Raw genomic sequence first — 15,750 nt, 5'->3', positions numbered from 1 at the left:
ATTCCTCTCCATGCGTGGCTGCTTTCTTCCACGCGGATCTCTTGGAGTGTAAACATCCGATGTCTATACTGTCAACGAGACGGGCCGCGTCGTCGTGGCCTCCCGACCGATCAGGAGAAACATGAAGTTCGCGCGGCTCGGCACCCCCGGGACTGAGATCCCCGTCCTCGTCGAGGGCGACCGATACCTCGACCTCCGCGCCGTGACATCCGATGTCAACGGTGCTTTCCTCGAGAGCGACTTCGTCGCCCGGGTCACCGCCGCACGGGAGGCCGGAGAGCTCCCCGAACTCGCGGATGCCGCCGCGATGCGCATCGGCGCCCCGATCGCCCCCCCGAGCGCCGTGATCTGCATCGGCATGAACTACGCCGCCCACGCAGCCGAGTCCGGCTCGGAACCGCCGACCATCCCGATCCTCTTCCTGAAGACCCCGAACACCGTGGTCGGCCCGAACGACACGGTGACCATCCCCCGCGGGAGCGAGAAGACCGACTGGGAGGTCGAGCTCGGCATCGTGATCGGCACCCGCACCGCGTACCTCGACTCGCCGGAGGAGGCGATGGCACACGTGGCCGGGTTCGTCGCCGCGAACGACGTGTCCGAGCGCGACTTCCAGATGGCGGTCTCGGGCGGACAGTGGTCGAAGGGCAAGATCGCCGCCGGCTTCAACCCGACCGGCCCGTGGCTCGTCACCCCCGACGAGGTCGACCACCAGGCACTCGGCCTGCGCAGCTTCGTGAACGGCGAGCCGCGGCAGGACTCGAACACGAGCGACATGATCTTCACGGTCGAGCACATCGTGCATCACCTCTCGCAGTACGTGACGCTCGAGCCCGGCGACCTCATCCTCACCGGCACCCCGCAGGGCGTCGCCCTCTCGGGCAAGTACCCCTACCTCGCCGCGGGAGACGTGGTCGAGATCGAGATCGACGGCCTCGGCCGTCAGCGGCAGGAGTTCGTGGCATGGGAGGCCCAGAAGTGAGCGCAATGAACGGGCTGGTGGCGATCGTCACCGGCGGAGCATCCGGCATCGGCGCGGCCATCGCACAGCGACTGCACGCGGACGGCGCGACCATCGCGATCCTCGACCGCGACACCACCGCCGCCGACCCCGCGTTCGCGGCCTTCACCGCCGACGTCTCCGACCGCGCGAGCGTGGATGTCGCCGTCGCCGCGGTGGCCGAGCGGTTCGGCCGCATCGACATCGTCGTCAACAACGCCGGGATCGGTGCCCAGGGCGACATCACCGCGAACAACGACGAGGAGTGGGCGCGCGTGCTGTCCATCAACGTCACCGGCATCGCCCGTGTGACCGCGGCGGCCCTGCCGTGGCTGCGGAAGTCTCCATCCGCAGCGATCTGCAACACGGCATCCATCGCCTCCACGACCGGGCTGCCGCAGCGCGCCCTGTACAGCGCGTCGAAGGGCGCGGTCGCCGCGCTCACCCGCGCGATGGCCACGGATCACCTGCGCGAGGGCATCCGCGTGAATGCGGTCAACCCCGGCACCGCCGACACCCCCTGGGTGGGGCGCCTGCTCGACTCGGCCGCCGACCCCGCCGCCGAACGCGCCGCCCTGGAAGCACGCCAGCCGCACGGCCGACTGGTCAGCGCCGATGAGGTCGCCGCGGCCGTCGCCTATCTGGTGAGTCCGACCGCCGGCTCCACCACGGGCACCTTCATCGAGGTCGACGGCGGCATGGCGCAGCTGCGCCCTCGCCCCGAGTGACCCGCGCGCGCCTGTTCCGACTCCAGGTGCCAACTTCCTGACCACGACCCCAGCGAAGTTGGCACCTCGCGCCGCTATCCACCCTCGATTGCGACATCAGGTGTCAACTTCTCTGCGGGGAGGCGGGATGCGCGCGAGAAGGCAGGTGCGTGCGCGTCAGCTCCTCCCGCGGAGCCAGCGGCGGATGCCGGTGCGCGGGGTCTCCACGGAAGCCGTGCGGGGCCGCGCGGCCGTGCCGTAGAACTGCTCCGCCGTGGTCCACAGGAGTGCATCCAGGTCATGTCCCCGCGACTTCGCCCACGCGATGACGGCATCGGCCCAGCGGGAGCGGCCGGCGGGCTGATACGTGGCGGATCCGTCTTCGGGCGCGTGCGGGTCGTCCTGCTCTGCGGGGCCGATCACCGAGACGGGCCAGTCGCTCCCCCACATGAGCCGCTCCGGCCCGAACGCATCGGCGGCCACGTCGAGGAACGGCTCCAGCTGCGCGAGGCTCCAGTCGCCGGCGGCTTCCCCTGGCAGCCCGGAGATCTTGCAGAAGGCGTTCGGATGCCGGGCGAGCTCGGCGAGATCGCGGGCCCACTCGGCGGAGGGTGCGAGCGGCGCGGACGCCGTGCCGACGGCGGGCTTCCCGAGGTGGTCGAGGACGATCCGCAGCTCGGGGATGGCCCCGGCGAGACGCGCGACCTCGGGGAGCTGACTCGCCCGCACGCAGGCATCGAAGGTCAGGCCGCGCGCGGCGACCTCGCGCGCCCCCGTGACGAACGCGGCCGAGACCGCCAGCCCGTCCGGCTCGCCCTGCAGGTTGTGGCGGACGCCGACGACCAGCGGCTCCGCCACCAGGCCCTCCAGGTGCGCGATCGTGTCCGTGCCCCGGTCGAGGCGGATACCGCCGACGATCCCGACGATGCCCAGCGCGGGGGCGAGGGTCGCGACCCAGCGCACCTCGTCGAGGAAGTCGTCCTCCACGGTCTCCGCCTGCACGAACACGCACTTCTCCGGCGCAGCCTGGGGCAGGCGGGCGTGATCGAGTTCGAGGTCGGCGAACCGATAGGCCATCGGCCCCTCGAGCCACGTGTACGTCAGGATCTCCGGATCCCAGAGGTGCAGATGTGAATCGAGAACGCGCATGGCACCATCCTGCCGCAGACATCCGATCAATCGCTAGGATGACGCCATGGCTGTGACGGACGAGGCGATCGAGAAGATCAAAGCGATGATCGTGGCGGGCGAACTCGCCCCCGGTGATCGGCTCCCCCCGGAGAAGGAGCTGTCCGAACGGCTCGGCCTCTCCCGCAGCTCCATGCGCGAAGCCGTCAAGGCGCTCGAGGTCATCCGCGTGCTCGACGTGCGCCGCGGCGACGGCACCTACGTGACCAGCCTCGAACCGCACCTGCTGCTGGAGGCGATCTCGTTCGTCGTCGACATGCACAGCGACGACTCGATGCTGGAGATCTTCGCGGTGCGGCGGATGCTGGAGTCGCAGGCGACCGGACTGGCTGCCACGCTCGGCACGGATGAGCAGATCGCCGAGATCCAGCGCGAGGTCGAGAACATCGACGACTCGGTCAGCATCGACGAGCTCGTCGACCACGACATCCGCTTCCACCGCGACATCGCCGCGATGGCCGGCAACGCCTACCTGGCCAGCCTCATCGAGCACCTGAGCAGCCAGACGGTGCGGGCGCGGGCCTGGCGCGGCCTCACCGAGAACGGCGCGGTCGACCGCACCCTGTCGGAGCACCGGGCCATCGCCGACGCCATCGCCCAGCGCGACCCCGCCCTGGCGACCTCGCTCACCACCGCGCACATCGCCGGGATCGAGCGCTGGTTGCGGCACGCCGCCTCCGCGTGACGCCGGGCGCGGAGCCGAGGCGGGCGTACGACGCCCCGGGTAGGGTCGAGAGCATGAGCGACTGGACCAGCACCGCGATCGCCCTGCTGGAAGCCGATGCGAACCGCAGCGCCGACACCCACCTGCACCTGTTCCCGCTACCGCCCGAGTGGGGCATCGACCTGTACCTGAAGGACGAGTCGGTGCATCCGACCGGATCCCTCAAGCACCGCCTGGCGCGCTCGCTCATCTTGTACGGCCTGGTCAACGGGCGCATCCGCGAGGACTCGACGCTCGTGGAGTCGTCGAGCGGCTCGACCGCGGTGTCCGAGGCGTACTTCGCGCGGATGCTCGGGCTGCCGTTCATCACGGTCGTCCCGCGCTCGACCGTGCAGGAGAAGATCGACCTCATCGAGTTCTACGGCGGGACCTGCCACTTCGTCGACCGCGCGGAGGACATGTCGCCCGAGGCGCAGCGGCTCGCGTCCGACTGCCGCGGACACTACCTCGACCAGTTCACGTTCGCGGAGCGGGCGACCGACTGGCGCGGCAACAACAACATCGCCGAGAGCGTGTTCAGTCAGCTCGCGCAGGAGCGGCATCCGATCCCCAGCTGGATCGTCACGGGCGCGGGCACCGGGGGCACGAGCGCGACGTTCGGCCGCTACGTGAAGTACCGCCGCCACGACACGAAGGTCGCGGTCGTCGACCCCGAAGGTTCGGCGTTCTACGACGGCTGGGCCGGCACCGTCGATCCCCCGGCCGGACGCCCGAGCCGCATCGAGGGCATCGGCCGTCCGCGCGTGGAGGCGTCGTTCGTGCCGACCGTGATCGACGAGATGATCCAGGTTCCTGATGCGGGATCCATCGCGGCGATCCGTCTGCTGCGCGAGCGCACCCTGCACTGGGCGGGCGGCTCCACCGGCACGAACCTCTACGGCGCGTTCCAACTGATCGCCCGCATGCGGGCCGCGGGCGAGACCGGTAGCGTCGTGACGCTCATCTGCGACAGCGGCGTGCGCTACGCCGGCACGTACTACTCCGACGAGTGGGTTGCGCAGCAGGGGTGGGACCTCGCCCCGCACCGTGCACGCCTGGAACGCTTTCTCGACACCGGCACCTGGGCGGAGTGAGGGCTGCGGGCTACGCTGGCCGAATGACCACTCTGATCCTCACCGTCGCGGGTGCAGACCGTCCTGGCCTCGTGGCCGCCGTCGCCGATGTCGTGGATGCCCACGGCGGCAACTGGGAGAACAGCTCGCTCGCCGAGCTGGCCGGCACCTTCGCGGGAGTGATCGAGGTGTCGGTCGCCGAGGAGCGTGCCGACGAGCTGCAGACCGCGCTGCGCGGGCTCCAGGGCCAGGGACTCCTCACGCTCGCGGTGCTCACCGGCACGCCCGACACGGCGTCCGACGACGATCAGCTGCTCGAGATCCAGGTGCTCGGCAACGACCGCCCCGGTATCGTCCGCGAGGTCTCGGGTGTGTTGAGCGCACATGCACTGAGCATCGAGGAGCTGGCGACCGAGACCAGGGATGCCGCGATGGCCGGGGGCCGCCTGTTCGAGGCGTCGGTCACCGCGAAGGTCCCCGCAACGCTCGACCTCGACGCGCTGCGCCACGACCTCGAGCGGCTGGCGACGGAGATCCAGGTCGACATCACCCTCGGCTGACCCGCTTCATCCCTTTTATCCGCCGCCGACCCACCCCCTTCTCACCGAACCGGCCCTTTGCGAACGTTCGCAAGGGGCCGGTTCGGTCGTAGAGGGGTGGTTCGACCGCGGGGTGTTGGGGCTAGGTGTCGAGGCCCGAGTACCGACGCACCCAGTACTCCGTGTAGGCCACATGTGCGGAGGCCGCAGCGGAGGCGGCGACAGGATCGGCGGCGGCGAGGCCGCGCAGGATCGCCCGGTGTCCGGCATCCGAGTGGATCTTGAGCTCGGCGGCATCGTCGGGCTCGGAGATCCGGTAGGCGCGCGAGCGCGAGCGCAGCACGTCGATCAGGCTCGTGAGGGCGTCGTTGCCCGCGACCTGCGAGATCGCCATATGGAACTCGTGGTCCAGTCGCGACTGCACCTCGAAGTCGGTCGTCGCCTCGATCTCGTCGAGCACCCGATCCAGGGACGCCACGGTGTCCTCGTCGATGCGCGCTGCCGCGAGCGCGGCCGCATGGGGTTCGAGCACCCGGCGCAGTTCGGTGAGCTCCAGCACCCCGGCCATGGGCAGCAGTCCGACCGTGAGCGAGAGGCTGCCGATCAGATCGGCCGCGCGCAGCTCGCTGACGTAGCTGCCCGACCCGTGCCGCGTCTCCAGCACGCCGAGCGCGGCGAGCATCCGGATGGCCTCCCGCAGGGATCCGCGCGAGACGCCGAGCCGTTCGCAGAGCTCGCCCTCGCTCGGCAGCCGGTCTCCGGGGCGCAGCGCGCCGTCGGCGATCAGGGCGCGTAGCCCGTGCAGCGCCGTGTCCAACGCGCCCATCGTGTTCCTCTCCGACACCCGACGACTTCCCTGCGAGTCTGTCGGAACCCCTCCGAACCACAAACTCGTATGACAAGTATGTTTTATTTGCTCGCCATCATGGCGATTTCATGACTCCTGTGGCAAAGTTGTGCAACAACTCGCCCGACTCACCGATGAGGTTCGATGCCCGCTCCGCTGTTCCCCGCACCGCTCACGCTGAACTCCGGCATGCGAGCGCGCGACGCCTGGCCCCTGGACCCGACCGTGATCCACCTCAACCACGGATCCTTCGGCGCGGTGCCGTCCGTCGTCGTCGAGCATCAGGACGCACTGCGCCGCCGCGCCGACCTCAGCCCCGTCGAGTGGTTCCCGCGCATCGCCGAACGCGTGCAGGAGGCTCGCGAACGCACCGCGCCGTTCGTCGGCGCCCGCGCCGAGGACAGCGTGTTCGTGCCCAACGCCTCCGCCGCCGCGACCGTGGTCTACAACGCGATGCAGCTCGAGCACGGCGACGAGATCCTCGTGACCGATCAGGGCTACGGCGCCATCACCATGGGAGCAGAGCGCCTGGCCCGACGCTTCGGCGCGACCGTCCGCACCGTCGCACTGCCGCTGCTGGCCTCGGACGACGAGATCGTGCAGCTCTTCGCCGACGAGCTCACTCCGCGCACGCGACTGATCGTGGTCGACCAGATCACCTCGCCCACCGCGCGACTGCTGCCCACCCGCCGCATCGCCGACCGCGCGGCAGAGCAGGGCGTGCGCACGCTCGTCGACGGCGCCCACGCGCCCGGCCTCGTGCCCGATGCCGCTGCCGCAGCCGGCGGCGACTGGTGGTTCGGCAACCTGCACAAGTGGCCCTGCGCCCCGCGCGGTTCGGCGCTGCTCGTCACCACCGCCTCGGATCGCGACGAGCTCTGGCCGCTGATCGACTCCTGGGCCGCGCGCGAGCCGTATCCCTCTCGCTTCGACACCCAGGGCACGATCGATGCCACGACGTACCTGGCCACGCCGACCGCGATCGACTTCATCGAGGACGAGTTCGGCTGGGCGGCCGCCCGCTCGGCGATGGCCGAGATCGCGGATGCCGGCGCCGAACTGATCGCGGAGGCGCTGCGTCCGTACGGCGACGAGGATCCGCTCACCCCGCTCCCCTCCCCGGTGCCGTCGATGCGGCTCGTGCGACTCCCCCTCGGACTCGGCGCGACCCGCGAAGAGGCCGACGCGCTGCGCATGGACCTCCTCGATGCCGTCGGCGTCGAGACGGCCTTCACGAGCTTCCGCGGCGTCGGCTACTTCCGGCTCTCGGCCCACCTCTACAACGAGGCCGCCGACTACGAGGCGTTCGTCGAGCGCTGCGTGCCGCAGATCCTGAGCCGTGCCGGCATCCGCCCCGCGGACGCCCTCATCCTCCCCTGACCCATCCGCCATCCATCCACCCGAACGCACACCCACCCCCAACCGAGAGGCACATCGTGAAGAACAAGGTCTTGACGACAGCAGCGGGATTCGGCACCGTCGCCGTCCTCGCTCTCACCGGCTGTTCCGCAAGCTCCGGCCCGTCCGCCGACGGCACCGTCACCCTGCAGATGGTCGAGAGCCTGACCAACCCGGCCCGCACCGAGCTCCTGCGCGGACTGCTCGACGACTTCGAGAAGGCGAACCCGAAGATCACCGTCAACCTGGTCTCGCCGCCCACCGAGCAGGCCGACCAGAAGATCCAGCAGATGCTGCAGTCCGGCAAGGGCGTCGATGTGCTCGAGGTGCGCGACATCACCGTCGGACCGTTCGCGAACAACGGCTGGCTGTACGACCTCGGCCCCGACCTCGAGAAGTGGGACGGCTGGGGCGCCCTCACCGACAACGCCCAGTCCGCGTCGGTGGCCGCGGATGGCAAGAGCTACTTCGTGCCGTACGGCTTCTACGGCCTGTCGCTGTTCTACCGCACCGACCTCGTGAAGGACGCCGGCTTCGACGGGCCTCCGCACAGCTGGAAGGACCTGCTGGAGCAGGCGTCCGCCATCCAGGACCCGTCGAACAACATCTACGGCTACGCGTTCCGCGGTGGCCAGAACGCCAACAGCAACGTGGTCGCGGCGATCGAGGCGTACACGATCGACGACCTCGACACCGACGACGCCTTCCTGATGAAGGACGGATCGACGATCTTCGCCGCCCCGGAGGCGCAGGATGCGGTCGACGACTACTTCGACCTGTTCAAGAAGGCCTCCCCGCCGTCGGCCGTATCGTGGGGCTACCCCGAGATGGTGGCCGGCTTCACGAACGGCACCACGGCGTTCCTGCTTCAGGACCCCGAGGTCATCGCGACCGTGCAGGACTCCTCGCTGACCGAGGACCAGTGGGACACCGCCCCGCTGCTCGTCGGCCCCTCGGGCAAGGCCGCGCAGCCGCTGGCCGTGGCCGGATGGGGTGTCGCGGAGAAGAGCGAGAGCAAGGATGCGGCGGTGAAGCTGGTCGAGTTCCTGTCGTCGGCCGAGCCGGCCACCGAGTTCGCGCAGGCCAACAGTCTCGTGCCGATCATCTCGGCCGCCGCCGATGACGACTTCTACTCCACGGGACCGTGGACCAGCTACGTCACCATGACGGAGGATCCCGACACCTACGTCAACGTGCGTCAGCCGCGCGGGGTCAGCTGGTGGACCGAGTGGATCCAGAAGTCCGACCAGGATGTGCAGAACGTGCTGCTCGGCAACATGTCGACCGCCGACCTGCTGTCTTCGTGGGATGCCTACTGGACCGAGAAGTACGCCGCGGAGAAGGGCTGACCCGTGGCCCGCACCGCACATGAAGGAGGCCCCGTCGGCACTGCCGTCGGGGCCTCCCCGGCATCGCGCCGCCGACCCTTTCGAGGCCGCCACGCGCTGACCCTCCTGGCGTTCCTCGCGCCCGCGATCGTCTTCGTGTGCTGGTTCACTTACTGGCCGATGCTGCAGGGCGCCCGCATGGCGTTCCACGACTGGAACCTGTGGGACCTCACCTCGACCCCGTTCGTCGGCTTCGACAACTTCCTCGCGGTGTTCCGCGACCCGGCCTTCCCGACCGTGGCCTGGAACTCCGTGCTGTGGGTCGTCGGATCGCTGGTGCCGCAGCTCGTGATCGGCTTCCTGATCGCCCTGGCGCTGCGTAAGAAGTTCCGCTTCCGCGGGCTCTACCAGGCGCTGGTGTTCTTCCCGTGGGCGGTGTCCGGCTTCCTCATCGGCATGCTGTTCCGCTGGATGTTCAACGCCGAGTTCGGCGTGGTGAACGACCTGCTCATGAAAGCCGGGCTGATCGACGCCCCGCTGCCCTGGCTGGCCGACCCGAAGCTCGCGATGTTCGCGGTGATCGTGGCCAACGTCTGGTACGGCGTGACGTTCTTCGCGATCATGATCCTCGCGGCCCTGCAGTCCGTGCCCGACGAGATGCTGGAGGCGGCGAGCCTCGACGGCGCCGGCAAGTTCCGGCAGCTGTTCTCGATCATCATCCCGTACATCTCGATGACGCTGCTGCTGACGATCCTGCTGCGCGTGATCTGGATCTTCAACTTCCCCGACATCATCTACGCGATGACCAACGGCGGGCCGGCGAACCAGACCCACATCATCACGACCTGGATGATCAACTACACCCAGCAGGGCAACTACGGCATCGCGAGCGCGATCGGCCTCATCGTGATGGCCCTCCTGTTCGTGTTCTGCGCGTTCTACCTGATGGCCATGCGGAAGGTGCGGCGATGACCATGACAGACACGTCCCTGCGGGGCTCCTCGATGACCGAGACCCGACGGATCACCGTGCCGGACCCGGCATCCGCGCCGCGACCGCGGCCCCGCGCGACCGTGGGCGGGGTGCTCCGCGTCGTGGGCCTCGGCCTCTGGCTCGTGATCACCCTGTTCCCGCTGTACTGGATCGCGCTGACGTCGATCAAGTCGCCGGGGACCATCAACCGGTTCCCGATCGAGTACTGGCCGAGCGAGCCATCGCTCGAGAACTACATCAGCCTGTTCCAGAAGAGCTCGTTCGGCGTCTTCCTCGGCAACTCGGCGCTGGTCGCGGTGATCGGCGGTGCGGTGGCGACGCTCATCGCACTGCTCAGCGCCTACGTGCTGGCCCGGTTCGAGTTCCGTGGCAAGGGAGCGATCCTGATCGCGTTCCTGCTGACGCAGATGATCCCGGCGTTCATCGCGCTGGGGCCGTTGTACTCGATGATGACCGATCTCGGACTGGTCGACACCAAGCCGGGACTCATCCTCGTCTACATCGCGATCTGCATCCCGTTCTCGACCGTCATGCTGCGCGGCTTCTTCGAGAACGTGCCCGATGCACTGGAAGAGGCGGCGATGATCGACGGATGCTCGCGGCTCGGGGCCCTGTTCCGGGTGCTGGTGCCCGTGATGACGCCCGGCATCATCGCGGCGTTCATCTTCAACTTCGTGAACTGCTGGAACGAGCTCTTCCTGTCGGTCGTGCTGATGAACACCGACGCGAACCGCACGGTGCCCTCGGCGCTGAACGGCTTCATCTCGACGTTCAACATCGACTGGGGTTCGATGAGCGCCGCCGCTGTGCTGACGATCCTGCCGACCATGGCGATGTTCGCGCTCGCGAGCCGCTGGATCGTGCAGGGCCTGACCGCCGGCGCGGTGAAGGAGTAGCCCTCGTCCTCCTGCTGCGCCGCCGACCCACCCCCTTCTCACCGAACCGGCCCCTTGCGAACGTTCGCAACGGGCCGGTTCGACCGCACGGGGGTGGGTCGGCGTGGCGGGGTAAGGAGGGGTCAGACCAGGCGGGACTTCGGGGAGACCGTGTAGGTGTTCTCCGCGTCGCGGTTGACCGTGTCGCCCAGAGCCGTGTCGATCGCGGCGAGGGTGTCGGCGTCGAGCTTCACGCCCGAGGCCTTCACCGTCTCGACGAGCTGCTCCGGACGGGAGGCGCCGACCAGGGCCGCCGCCACGTTCGGGTTCTGCAGCACCCACGCGATCGCGAGCTGCGGCATCGACAGGCCCGCCTGCTCGGCGATCGGCTTCAGGCGCTGCACCGCGGTGAGGATGTCGTCCTGCAGGAAGCTCTTGATGAAGTCGGCGCCGCTGTGCGGGTCGGTCGCGCGCGAGCCCTCCGGCACCGGCTGACCCGGCAGGTACTTGCCGCTGAGCACGCCCTGCGCCATCGGCGACCAGACGATCTGCGAGATGCCGAGCTCTTCCGACGCGGGCACGACCTTGCCCTCGATCACACGCCACAGCATCGAGTACTGCGGCTGGTTCGAGATGAGCTGGATGCCGAGCTGCTTCGCCAGCGCGTGTCCCTCACGGAGCTGCTCCGCGGTCCACTCCGAGACGCCGATGTAGAGCGCCTTGCCCTGACGGACCACGTCGGCGAAGGCCTGGAACGTCTCCTCCAGCGGGGTCTCGTAGTCGAAGCGGTGCGCCTGATAGAGGTCGACGTAGTCGGTGCCGAGGCGCTGCAGCGAGCCGTTGATCGACTCGAAGATGTGCTTGCGGCTCAGGCCGGTGTCGTTCGGGCCCTTCGGACCGGTCGGGAAGTAGACCTTGGTGAAGATCTCCAGGCCCTCACGGCGCTGTCCTTCGAGTGCCTTGCCGAGCACGACCTCCGCGGCCGTGTTGGCGTAGGTGTCGGCGGTGTCGAAGGTGGTGATTCCGGCATCCAGAGCGGCGTGCACGGTCTTGACGGCGGCATCGTCGCCGACCTGAGAGGCATGGGTGACCCAGTTGCCGTAGGTGATCTCCGAGACTTTGAGACCGCTGTTGCCGAGATAGCGATAGTTGACCATGGCTCAACGCTACTGGCTGCCCACTATGGCCGGGCCGGATGCGTCCGCAGACGTCAGGCGGCTGCCGCCTGCGGCCGTCGACGGGCCACCGTGACGACCGCGACGATGACGATGGCGGTGGCCGCGAGAGCGCTGACCCCATAGAGCGGCCGGGCCCAGGGCGAGTAGTCGGCGCCGCCGATCCCGAACGTGTCGGCGAGCCCCATGCCGGCACCGAATGAGGCGGCGAAGTAGCCGAGCGCTCCCAGCATCAGCAGGGCCAGGAACACCATCGCGGTCACGGCGGGATCCGCACGTCCGACCATCGACACGATCGCGACGGCGACTGCGAGGGCGACGCCGATCCCGAGGATGAAGAACACAGTCCCCCGCCCGAGATCCTCCCCGGCGCTCGACATCTCGGAACGGATCTCGTCGAGGGTGAGACCGGGGGCGGCGGCAAGCGGATTGAGCACCAGGATCTGCACCGCAGCGAGCACCGCATACCCCGTCACGGCGAGAACGCCGACGATCGAGATCCACAGTGTCTGCCGCCGCGTTCGATTCATGCGGTCATCCTAGGAAGGCATCCCGAGAGTCTCCCGATACTCGCGCCAGGCCGCGCCGAGTCGGCGGAGGCCCTCCGCGAGCACGTCGTCGGGGGCCGTGAAGGGGATGCGGATGTGGTCGTCGGGCGAAGCCGCGACGGCGAAGGCCGCGCTCCCGGCGATCGAGACACCGTGCGTGGCGGCCGTGCGCACGAGGGCATCGGCGGAGCCCGCGGGAACCTGCACCCACAGCGATAGTCCGCCGCGCGGCGGCTCCGGCGCCCAGTCCGGCAGGTGCTCGCCCATGAGGCCCTGCAGCAGCCGCAGCCGCTCCTGGTGGATGCGGCTGTTCGCACGGCGCAGGTCGTCGGCGCGGGCGATCAGGTCGAGGGCGAGCAGCTGCCCCGGCACGCTCGTGGACTGGTCGGCGAGCTGACGGGCGCCGCGCAGCCGCCGCACGAGCACGGGGTCGGCGCGCAGCCACCCGATCCGCAGCCCCGCCCACACCCACTTCGACACCGACTCGACCACGATGATGGGCGCATCGGCGCGCTCGGCCGCGAGCGTAGGCGGCACCACCCCGTCGAAGGAGATCCCCGCGAGCACACGGTCCTCGATCACGGGCACGCCGTACTGCGCGGCGAGCTCGGCGACCCGGTGCCGCGAGGACGCGGACAGGCGCGAGCCCGTCGGGTTCTGGTGGTGCGGATTGAGCGCGACGAGCGCGGGGCGCAGCCGGGCCAGCGCCTGTTCGAGGGCATCCACGTCGAGTCCGTCGTCCCCCATCGGGATGCCGTGCACCGTGCCGCCGCGCAGACCGACTGAGTCGGTGACACCGGGCCAGGTGATCTCCTCGGCGAGCACGATGTCGCCAGGACCCACCAGCGCGTTCACGATGAGGCTGATGGCCTGCTGCGCGCCGTGCGTGACGAGGATCTGCTCCGGCGTGGTCGGCGTGCCCTCCGCCGCGTACATCTCCGCGATCAGTGTCCGCAGGGCCGGGAGTCCCGCCGGGTCGGTCTCGGGCAGCAGGGCGAGGTCGAGCCGCGGTTTGTGCTCGCGGATGAGTTGCACCCCGAGATCGGAGATCTGCGGCACCGTGCGCAAGAGGTCGATCGCGTTGGGAAGGGCAGAGAACAACGCCTCGCCCCGGCCGGGTCGCTGGGCGGGCGCGAGGGATGCCGCCGCTCCGGCGATGCGGGTGCCACTCCCCTGCCGGCGCTCCACGAGACCGTGCTCGGCGAGGTCCGCGTAGGCGGAGACGACGGTGCCCCGCGAGACGGAGCTGACCGCGGCCAGCGCCCGTTCGGCGGGCAGGCGATCGCCGGGGCGCAGTTCTCCGCTTGCGATCAGTCCTTCGATCCCGCGCGCGAGCCGGGTCGCGAGCGTGCCATCACCCTGCGTCCAGCGACCGAGGCGCGCAGACAGCCCCTCGGAGGAGACCTCACCGGCATGCACCAGGCTTGCCGTCGCATCCGTGGCCGATCGATGGTCCACCGGCCGCGCATTGGCCCTGTCATCCACGCTCATGAGACCCGATTCTGGACCAATGAACACGCCGTTGACCACTCTCGATCAGGATCTTGGGCCAATCGATCCGAATTGGACCATCACCGAACTCGTCGCGTGGCTGAGCGAGGATTCGCGCCAGCACGATCCCGCGTTGCAGCGTCCGCTCGCCCTGATCGACGCCGCGCTCACGGGTGAGCCGTGGGCGCGGACGCCGTCGACGATCGTGCTGATCCGCTCCCTCGCCGTCGCGGCACGGAGCCACGGCTCCTCCGCGATCGCCGACCTGCTGCTCCCGTCGCCACCGCTGTCGCTCGTCGCGTAACCGAGGGACGCGGTGGCGGCGGGAGTGGGGGCTCCGACTCAGGTCGCCTGCGCGGAGGGTGGCGCGGGCGTCGCCGTCACGATGTCGGCACGGTCGCGGAACCCCTCGGCCGTGACCTTGTCGAGCGCCACCTGCTTGCGGATGGCGACGGCCTTCTCGTACAGGCTCGGGTCGCCGTAGCTCGTGAGCACCTTCACCAGCACCGGCAGCAGTTCGATCATGAAGAACAGCGCCGCGATGAGGATGTGCGCCCACAGGATCGAGGGCTCCTTCTCGCTCAGGCGGTTCAGGCCACTGATCTGACTCAGCAGGCCGACGGCTCCGGCATTGCCCTGCGCCACAGCATCGGCCCGCGCGTTGTACGCCGCGAGCGCCTGGTCATAGGTCTTGCGCGCGGTCGGCAGCTGCGACTTCGCCTGCTCGCGGTTCTGAGCCTCCGACGTCGAGGTGTTCTCCTTGGCGGCGGTGCCGGCGGCGGCGAGCTCGTCGTTGGCGGTGCGCAGCTGTGCGGCGAGCGCGTCGTAGGTCTGCTGCGCCTCCGCAAGCTGCGCCTTCGCGGCGTTGGAGCTCGCTCCCTGACCGTTCACTCCCGTGCAACCGGGCACCGTACCCGCGCCTTCGCCCGTGAGCTCGCACTGGTAGAGCGCACGCGCCTGGTCGATCACGGCCTGCTGCGCGGTCATCTTCGCGGTGACGTCGTCGACCGTGGCCTGTGCGGCCGACTCGGACGCCGAGGACGAGTCCGTCCCGGCCACGATGCCGGTCGCGGCCTGGTTCTCGAGCTCGGCGACCTTGGCCGTCGCGGCATCCAGCGCGATCTTCTCCGGGCCGCTCTCGAGCGCCTCCTGGTCGGACTGCGACTGGGTGATGTTGGTCGACGCCACCTCGCGGGCGATGTCGTTGTGGAAGATCTGCAGCACCAGCGGCTCCGCCACGACGAAGCCGATGATGGCGGCCATGATCACACGCGGGATCGCCAGGCCGATCAGTCGCCACACGTTCCGTGTCGAACTCATGGTCGACGTGAGGAAGCGGTCGAGGTTGAAGATGATGAGCGCCCACACGAGCGCCAGCGGCACAGCCAGCCACATCGCCGCCTGCACACCGGTGGTGAGGGCGAAGAGCATCGAGATGGCGGACACGAGCGCGGTGCCGGCCAGCACGAAGAACATCTGCACGAAGCGGGGCGTCTCGCCGGGGACGCGATCGAGGATCTCGCCCTCCGCGCCACCGAGGATCGCCAGGGTGCGTGCGCTCGAACCAGGTGCGCGCTTCTTGCGGGTCCGGCGGGTACGGGGCTCACGCGGGGGCTTCACCGGCGCCGGCTCCCCGGCAGCGATCGCATCGGCGATCGGCGTGGTCTCGGCGGGAGCGGAGACGGGAACCTCGCGGGTGGCGTCATCGGTGCCGGTGGGCTCGAACTCGCGCAGGAAGTCGAGGTCATCCGTGACGGCATCCGGGTCGCTGTCGAGGATGATCCGACCCTGCGAGTCGTAGCGACCCGGTCGGTGGGCGGAATAGGGCATCCCGACAATCTACGAAACCTCGCCTGTGCATCGCGTGGAAGAGTGCTTGGAGCGA

General features: G+C 69.3%; 16 protein-coding genes. 10 read left to right on the top strand and 6 right to left on the bottom strand.

The window, feature by feature from the left end; translation table 11 throughout:
• Positions 1–121 precede the first annotated feature (121 nt).
• Together WFM69_RS03400 and WFM69_RS03395 are read left to right on the top strand one after the other, a co-directional pair.
• A complete protein-coding gene (locus tag WFM69_RS03400) occupies positions 122–982 on the top strand; it encodes a fumarylacetoacetate hydrolase family protein (protein WP_337001643.1) in 861 nt (286 codons plus the stop codon).
• Positions 983–987: 5 nt separating this feature from the next.
• Complete coding sequence (locus WFM69_RS03395) at positions 988–1,728, top strand: SDR family NAD(P)-dependent oxidoreductase (protein ID WP_337002098.1); 741 nt, start codon at positions 988–990, stop codon at positions 1,726–1,728.
• Positions 1,729–1,884: 156 nt separating this feature from the next.
• Here the strand turns inward: WFM69_RS03395 and WFM69_RS03390 are convergent, their stop codons facing one another.
• Positions 1,885–2,856 carry an amidohydrolase family protein gene (locus WFM69_RS03390; protein ID WP_337001641.1) on the bottom strand — a complete coding sequence of 324 codons (972 nt, stop codon included), beginning with the start codon at positions 2,854–2,856 and terminating at the stop codon, positions 1,885–1,887.
• Positions 2,857–2,902: 46 nt separating this feature from the next.
• On the opposite strand from WFM69_RS03390, the gene WFM69_RS03385 reads away from it, so the two are divergent.
• Genes WFM69_RS03385 through WFM69_RS03375 form a run of 3 tightly spaced genes read left to right on the top strand, consistent with a single transcriptional unit; the run spans position 2,903 to position 5,231 of the window.
• Positions 2,903–3,580, top strand: a complete 678-nt coding sequence (locus WFM69_RS03385) for a FadR/GntR family transcriptional regulator (protein WP_337001639.1) — start codon at positions 2,903–2,905, stop codon at positions 3,578–3,580.
• Between the two features lie 53 nt (positions 3,581–3,633).
• Positions 3,634–4,692: a PLP-dependent cysteine synthase family protein gene (locus tag WFM69_RS03380; RefSeq protein ID WP_337001637.1), complete on the top strand. Its 1,059-nt coding sequence runs from the start codon at positions 3,634–3,636 to the stop codon at positions 4,690–4,692.
• 23 nt (positions 4,693–4,715) lie between these two features.
• Entirely contained in the window at positions 4,716–5,231 is a 516-nt protein-coding gene (locus tag WFM69_RS03375) for a glycine cleavage system protein R (RefSeq protein ID WP_337001635.1), read from the top strand.
• 121 nt (positions 5,232–5,352) lie between these two features.
• Here the strand turns inward: WFM69_RS03375 and WFM69_RS03370 are convergent, their stop codons facing one another.
• Positions 5,353–6,036 (bottom strand): FadR/GntR family transcriptional regulator, encoded by a 684-nt coding sequence (locus WFM69_RS03370; RefSeq protein ID WP_337001633.1) that lies wholly within the window; start codon positions 6,034–6,036, stop codon positions 5,353–5,355.
• A gap of 165 nt (positions 6,037–6,201) precedes the next feature.
• On the opposite strand from WFM69_RS03370, the gene WFM69_RS03365 reads away from it, so the two are divergent.
• The 4 genes from WFM69_RS03365 to WFM69_RS03350 are packed head-to-tail and all read left to right on the top strand — an operon-like array spanning position 6,202 to position 10,672.
• Positions 6,202–7,437: an aminotransferase class V-fold PLP-dependent enzyme gene (locus WFM69_RS03365; RefSeq protein WP_337001631.1), complete on the top strand. Its 1,236-nt coding sequence runs from the start codon at positions 6,202–6,204 to the stop codon at positions 7,435–7,437.
• A gap of 56 nt (positions 7,438–7,493) precedes the next feature.
• On the top strand, positions 7,494–8,804 hold the full coding sequence (locus WFM69_RS03360; protein WP_337001629.1) for an ABC transporter substrate-binding protein: 1,311 nt from the start codon (positions 7,494–7,496) through the stop codon (positions 8,802–8,804).
• 3 nt (positions 8,805–8,807) lie between these two features.
• Positions 8,808–9,755: a carbohydrate ABC transporter permease gene (locus WFM69_RS03355; RefSeq protein WP_337001627.1), complete on the top strand. Its 948-nt coding sequence runs from the start codon at positions 8,808–8,810 to the stop codon at positions 9,753–9,755.
• A 2-nt stretch (positions 9,756–9,757) separates the two neighbouring features.
• Positions 9,758–10,672: a carbohydrate ABC transporter permease gene (locus WFM69_RS03350; protein WP_337001625.1), complete on the top strand. Its 915-nt coding sequence runs from the start codon at positions 9,758–9,760 to the stop codon at positions 10,670–10,672.
• 122 nt (positions 10,673–10,794) lie between these two features.
• Here the strand turns inward: WFM69_RS03350 and WFM69_RS03345 are convergent, their stop codons facing one another.
• From WFM69_RS03345 to yczR, 3 genes are read right to left on the bottom strand one after another with little or no spacing between them, the layout of a single operon-like run.
• Positions 10,795–11,808, bottom strand: a complete 1,014-nt coding sequence (locus WFM69_RS03345; protein ID WP_337001623.1) for an aldo/keto reductase family protein — start codon at positions 11,806–11,808, stop codon at positions 10,795–10,797.
• 53 nt (positions 11,809–11,861) lie between these two features.
• Positions 11,862–12,356: a hypothetical protein gene (locus WFM69_RS03340; RefSeq protein ID WP_337001621.1), complete on the bottom strand. Its 495-nt coding sequence runs from the start codon at positions 12,354–12,356 to the stop codon at positions 11,862–11,864.
• Positions 12,357–12,365: 9 nt separating this feature from the next.
• Positions 12,366–13,865 (bottom strand): aminotransferase-like domain-containing protein, encoded by a 1,500-nt coding sequence (gene yczR, locus WFM69_RS03335; RefSeq protein WP_337001619.1) that lies wholly within the window; start codon positions 13,863–13,865, stop codon positions 12,366–12,368.
• Positions 13,866–13,896: 31 nt separating this feature from the next.
• Here yczR and WFM69_RS03330 point away from each other — a divergent pair, with 31 nt between their 5' ends.
• Positions 13,897–14,169, top strand: a complete 273-nt coding sequence (locus tag WFM69_RS03330) for a hypothetical protein (RefSeq protein ID WP_337001617.1) — start codon at positions 13,897–13,899, stop codon at positions 14,167–14,169.
• A 38-nt stretch (positions 14,170–14,207) separates the two neighbouring features.
• On the opposite strand, the gene WFM69_RS03325 is transcribed toward WFM69_RS03330, so the two are convergent.
• Positions 14,208–15,695: a DUF4407 domain-containing protein gene (locus tag WFM69_RS03325; protein ID WP_337001615.1), complete on the bottom strand. Its 1,488-nt coding sequence runs from the start codon at positions 15,693–15,695 to the stop codon at positions 14,208–14,210.
• Between the last annotated feature and the right edge of the window lie 55 nt (positions 15,696–15,750).

Source organism: Microbacterium sp. LB12 (assembly GCF_037150835.1).
Classification (GTDB): domain Bacteria; phylum Actinomycetota; class Actinomycetes; order Actinomycetales; family Microbacteriaceae; genus Microbacterium.
This window is presented reverse-complemented; position numbering and strand designations above follow the sequence as displayed.

Excerpts from the sequence above, each read along its gene's own strand:
- WFM69_RS03400 (WP_337001643.1), top strand. The coding sequence starts at position 122 with ATGAAGTTCGCGCGGCTCGGCACCCCCGGGACTGAGATCCCCGTCCTC.
- WFM69_RS03395 (WP_337002098.1), top strand. The coding sequence starts at position 988 with ATGAACGGGCTGGTGGCGATCGTCACCGGCGGAGCATCCGGCATCGGC.
- WFM69_RS03390 (WP_337001641.1), bottom strand. The coding sequence starts at position 2,856 with ATGCGCGTTCTCGATTCACATCTGCACCTCTGGGATCCGGAGATCCTG.
- WFM69_RS03385 (WP_337001639.1), top strand. The coding sequence starts at position 2,903 with ATGGCTGTGACGGACGAGGCGATCGAGAAGATCAAAGCGATGATCGTG.
- WFM69_RS03380 (WP_337001637.1), top strand. The coding sequence starts at position 3,634 with ATGAGCGACTGGACCAGCACCGCGATCGCCCTGCTGGAAGCCGATGCG.
- WFM69_RS03375 (WP_337001635.1), top strand. The coding sequence starts at position 4,716 with ATGACCACTCTGATCCTCACCGTCGCGGGTGCAGACCGTCCTGGCCTC.
- WFM69_RS03370 (WP_337001633.1), bottom strand. The coding sequence starts at position 6,036 with ATGGGCGCGTTGGACACGGCGCTGCACGGGCTACGCGCCCTGATCGCC.
- WFM69_RS03365 (WP_337001631.1), top strand. The coding sequence starts at position 6,202 with ATGCCCGCTCCGCTGTTCCCCGCACCGCTCACGCTGAACTCCGGCATG.
- WFM69_RS03350 (WP_337001625.1), top strand. The coding sequence starts at position 9,758 with ATGACAGACACGTCCCTGCGGGGCTCCTCGATGACCGAGACCCGACGG.
- WFM69_RS03345 (WP_337001623.1), bottom strand. The coding sequence starts at position 11,808 with ATGGTCAACTATCGCTATCTCGGCAACAGCGGTCTCAAAGTCTCGGAG.
- WFM69_RS03340 (WP_337001621.1), bottom strand. The coding sequence starts at position 12,356 with ATGAATCGAACGCGGCGGCAGACACTGTGGATCTCGATCGTCGGCGTT.
- yczR (WP_337001619.1), bottom strand. The coding sequence starts at position 13,865 with ATGAGCGTGGATGACAGGGCCAATGCGCGGCCGGTGGACCATCGATCG.
- WFM69_RS03325 (WP_337001615.1), bottom strand. The coding sequence starts at position 15,695 with ATGCCCTATTCCGCCCACCGACCGGGTCGCTACGACTCGCAGGGTCGG.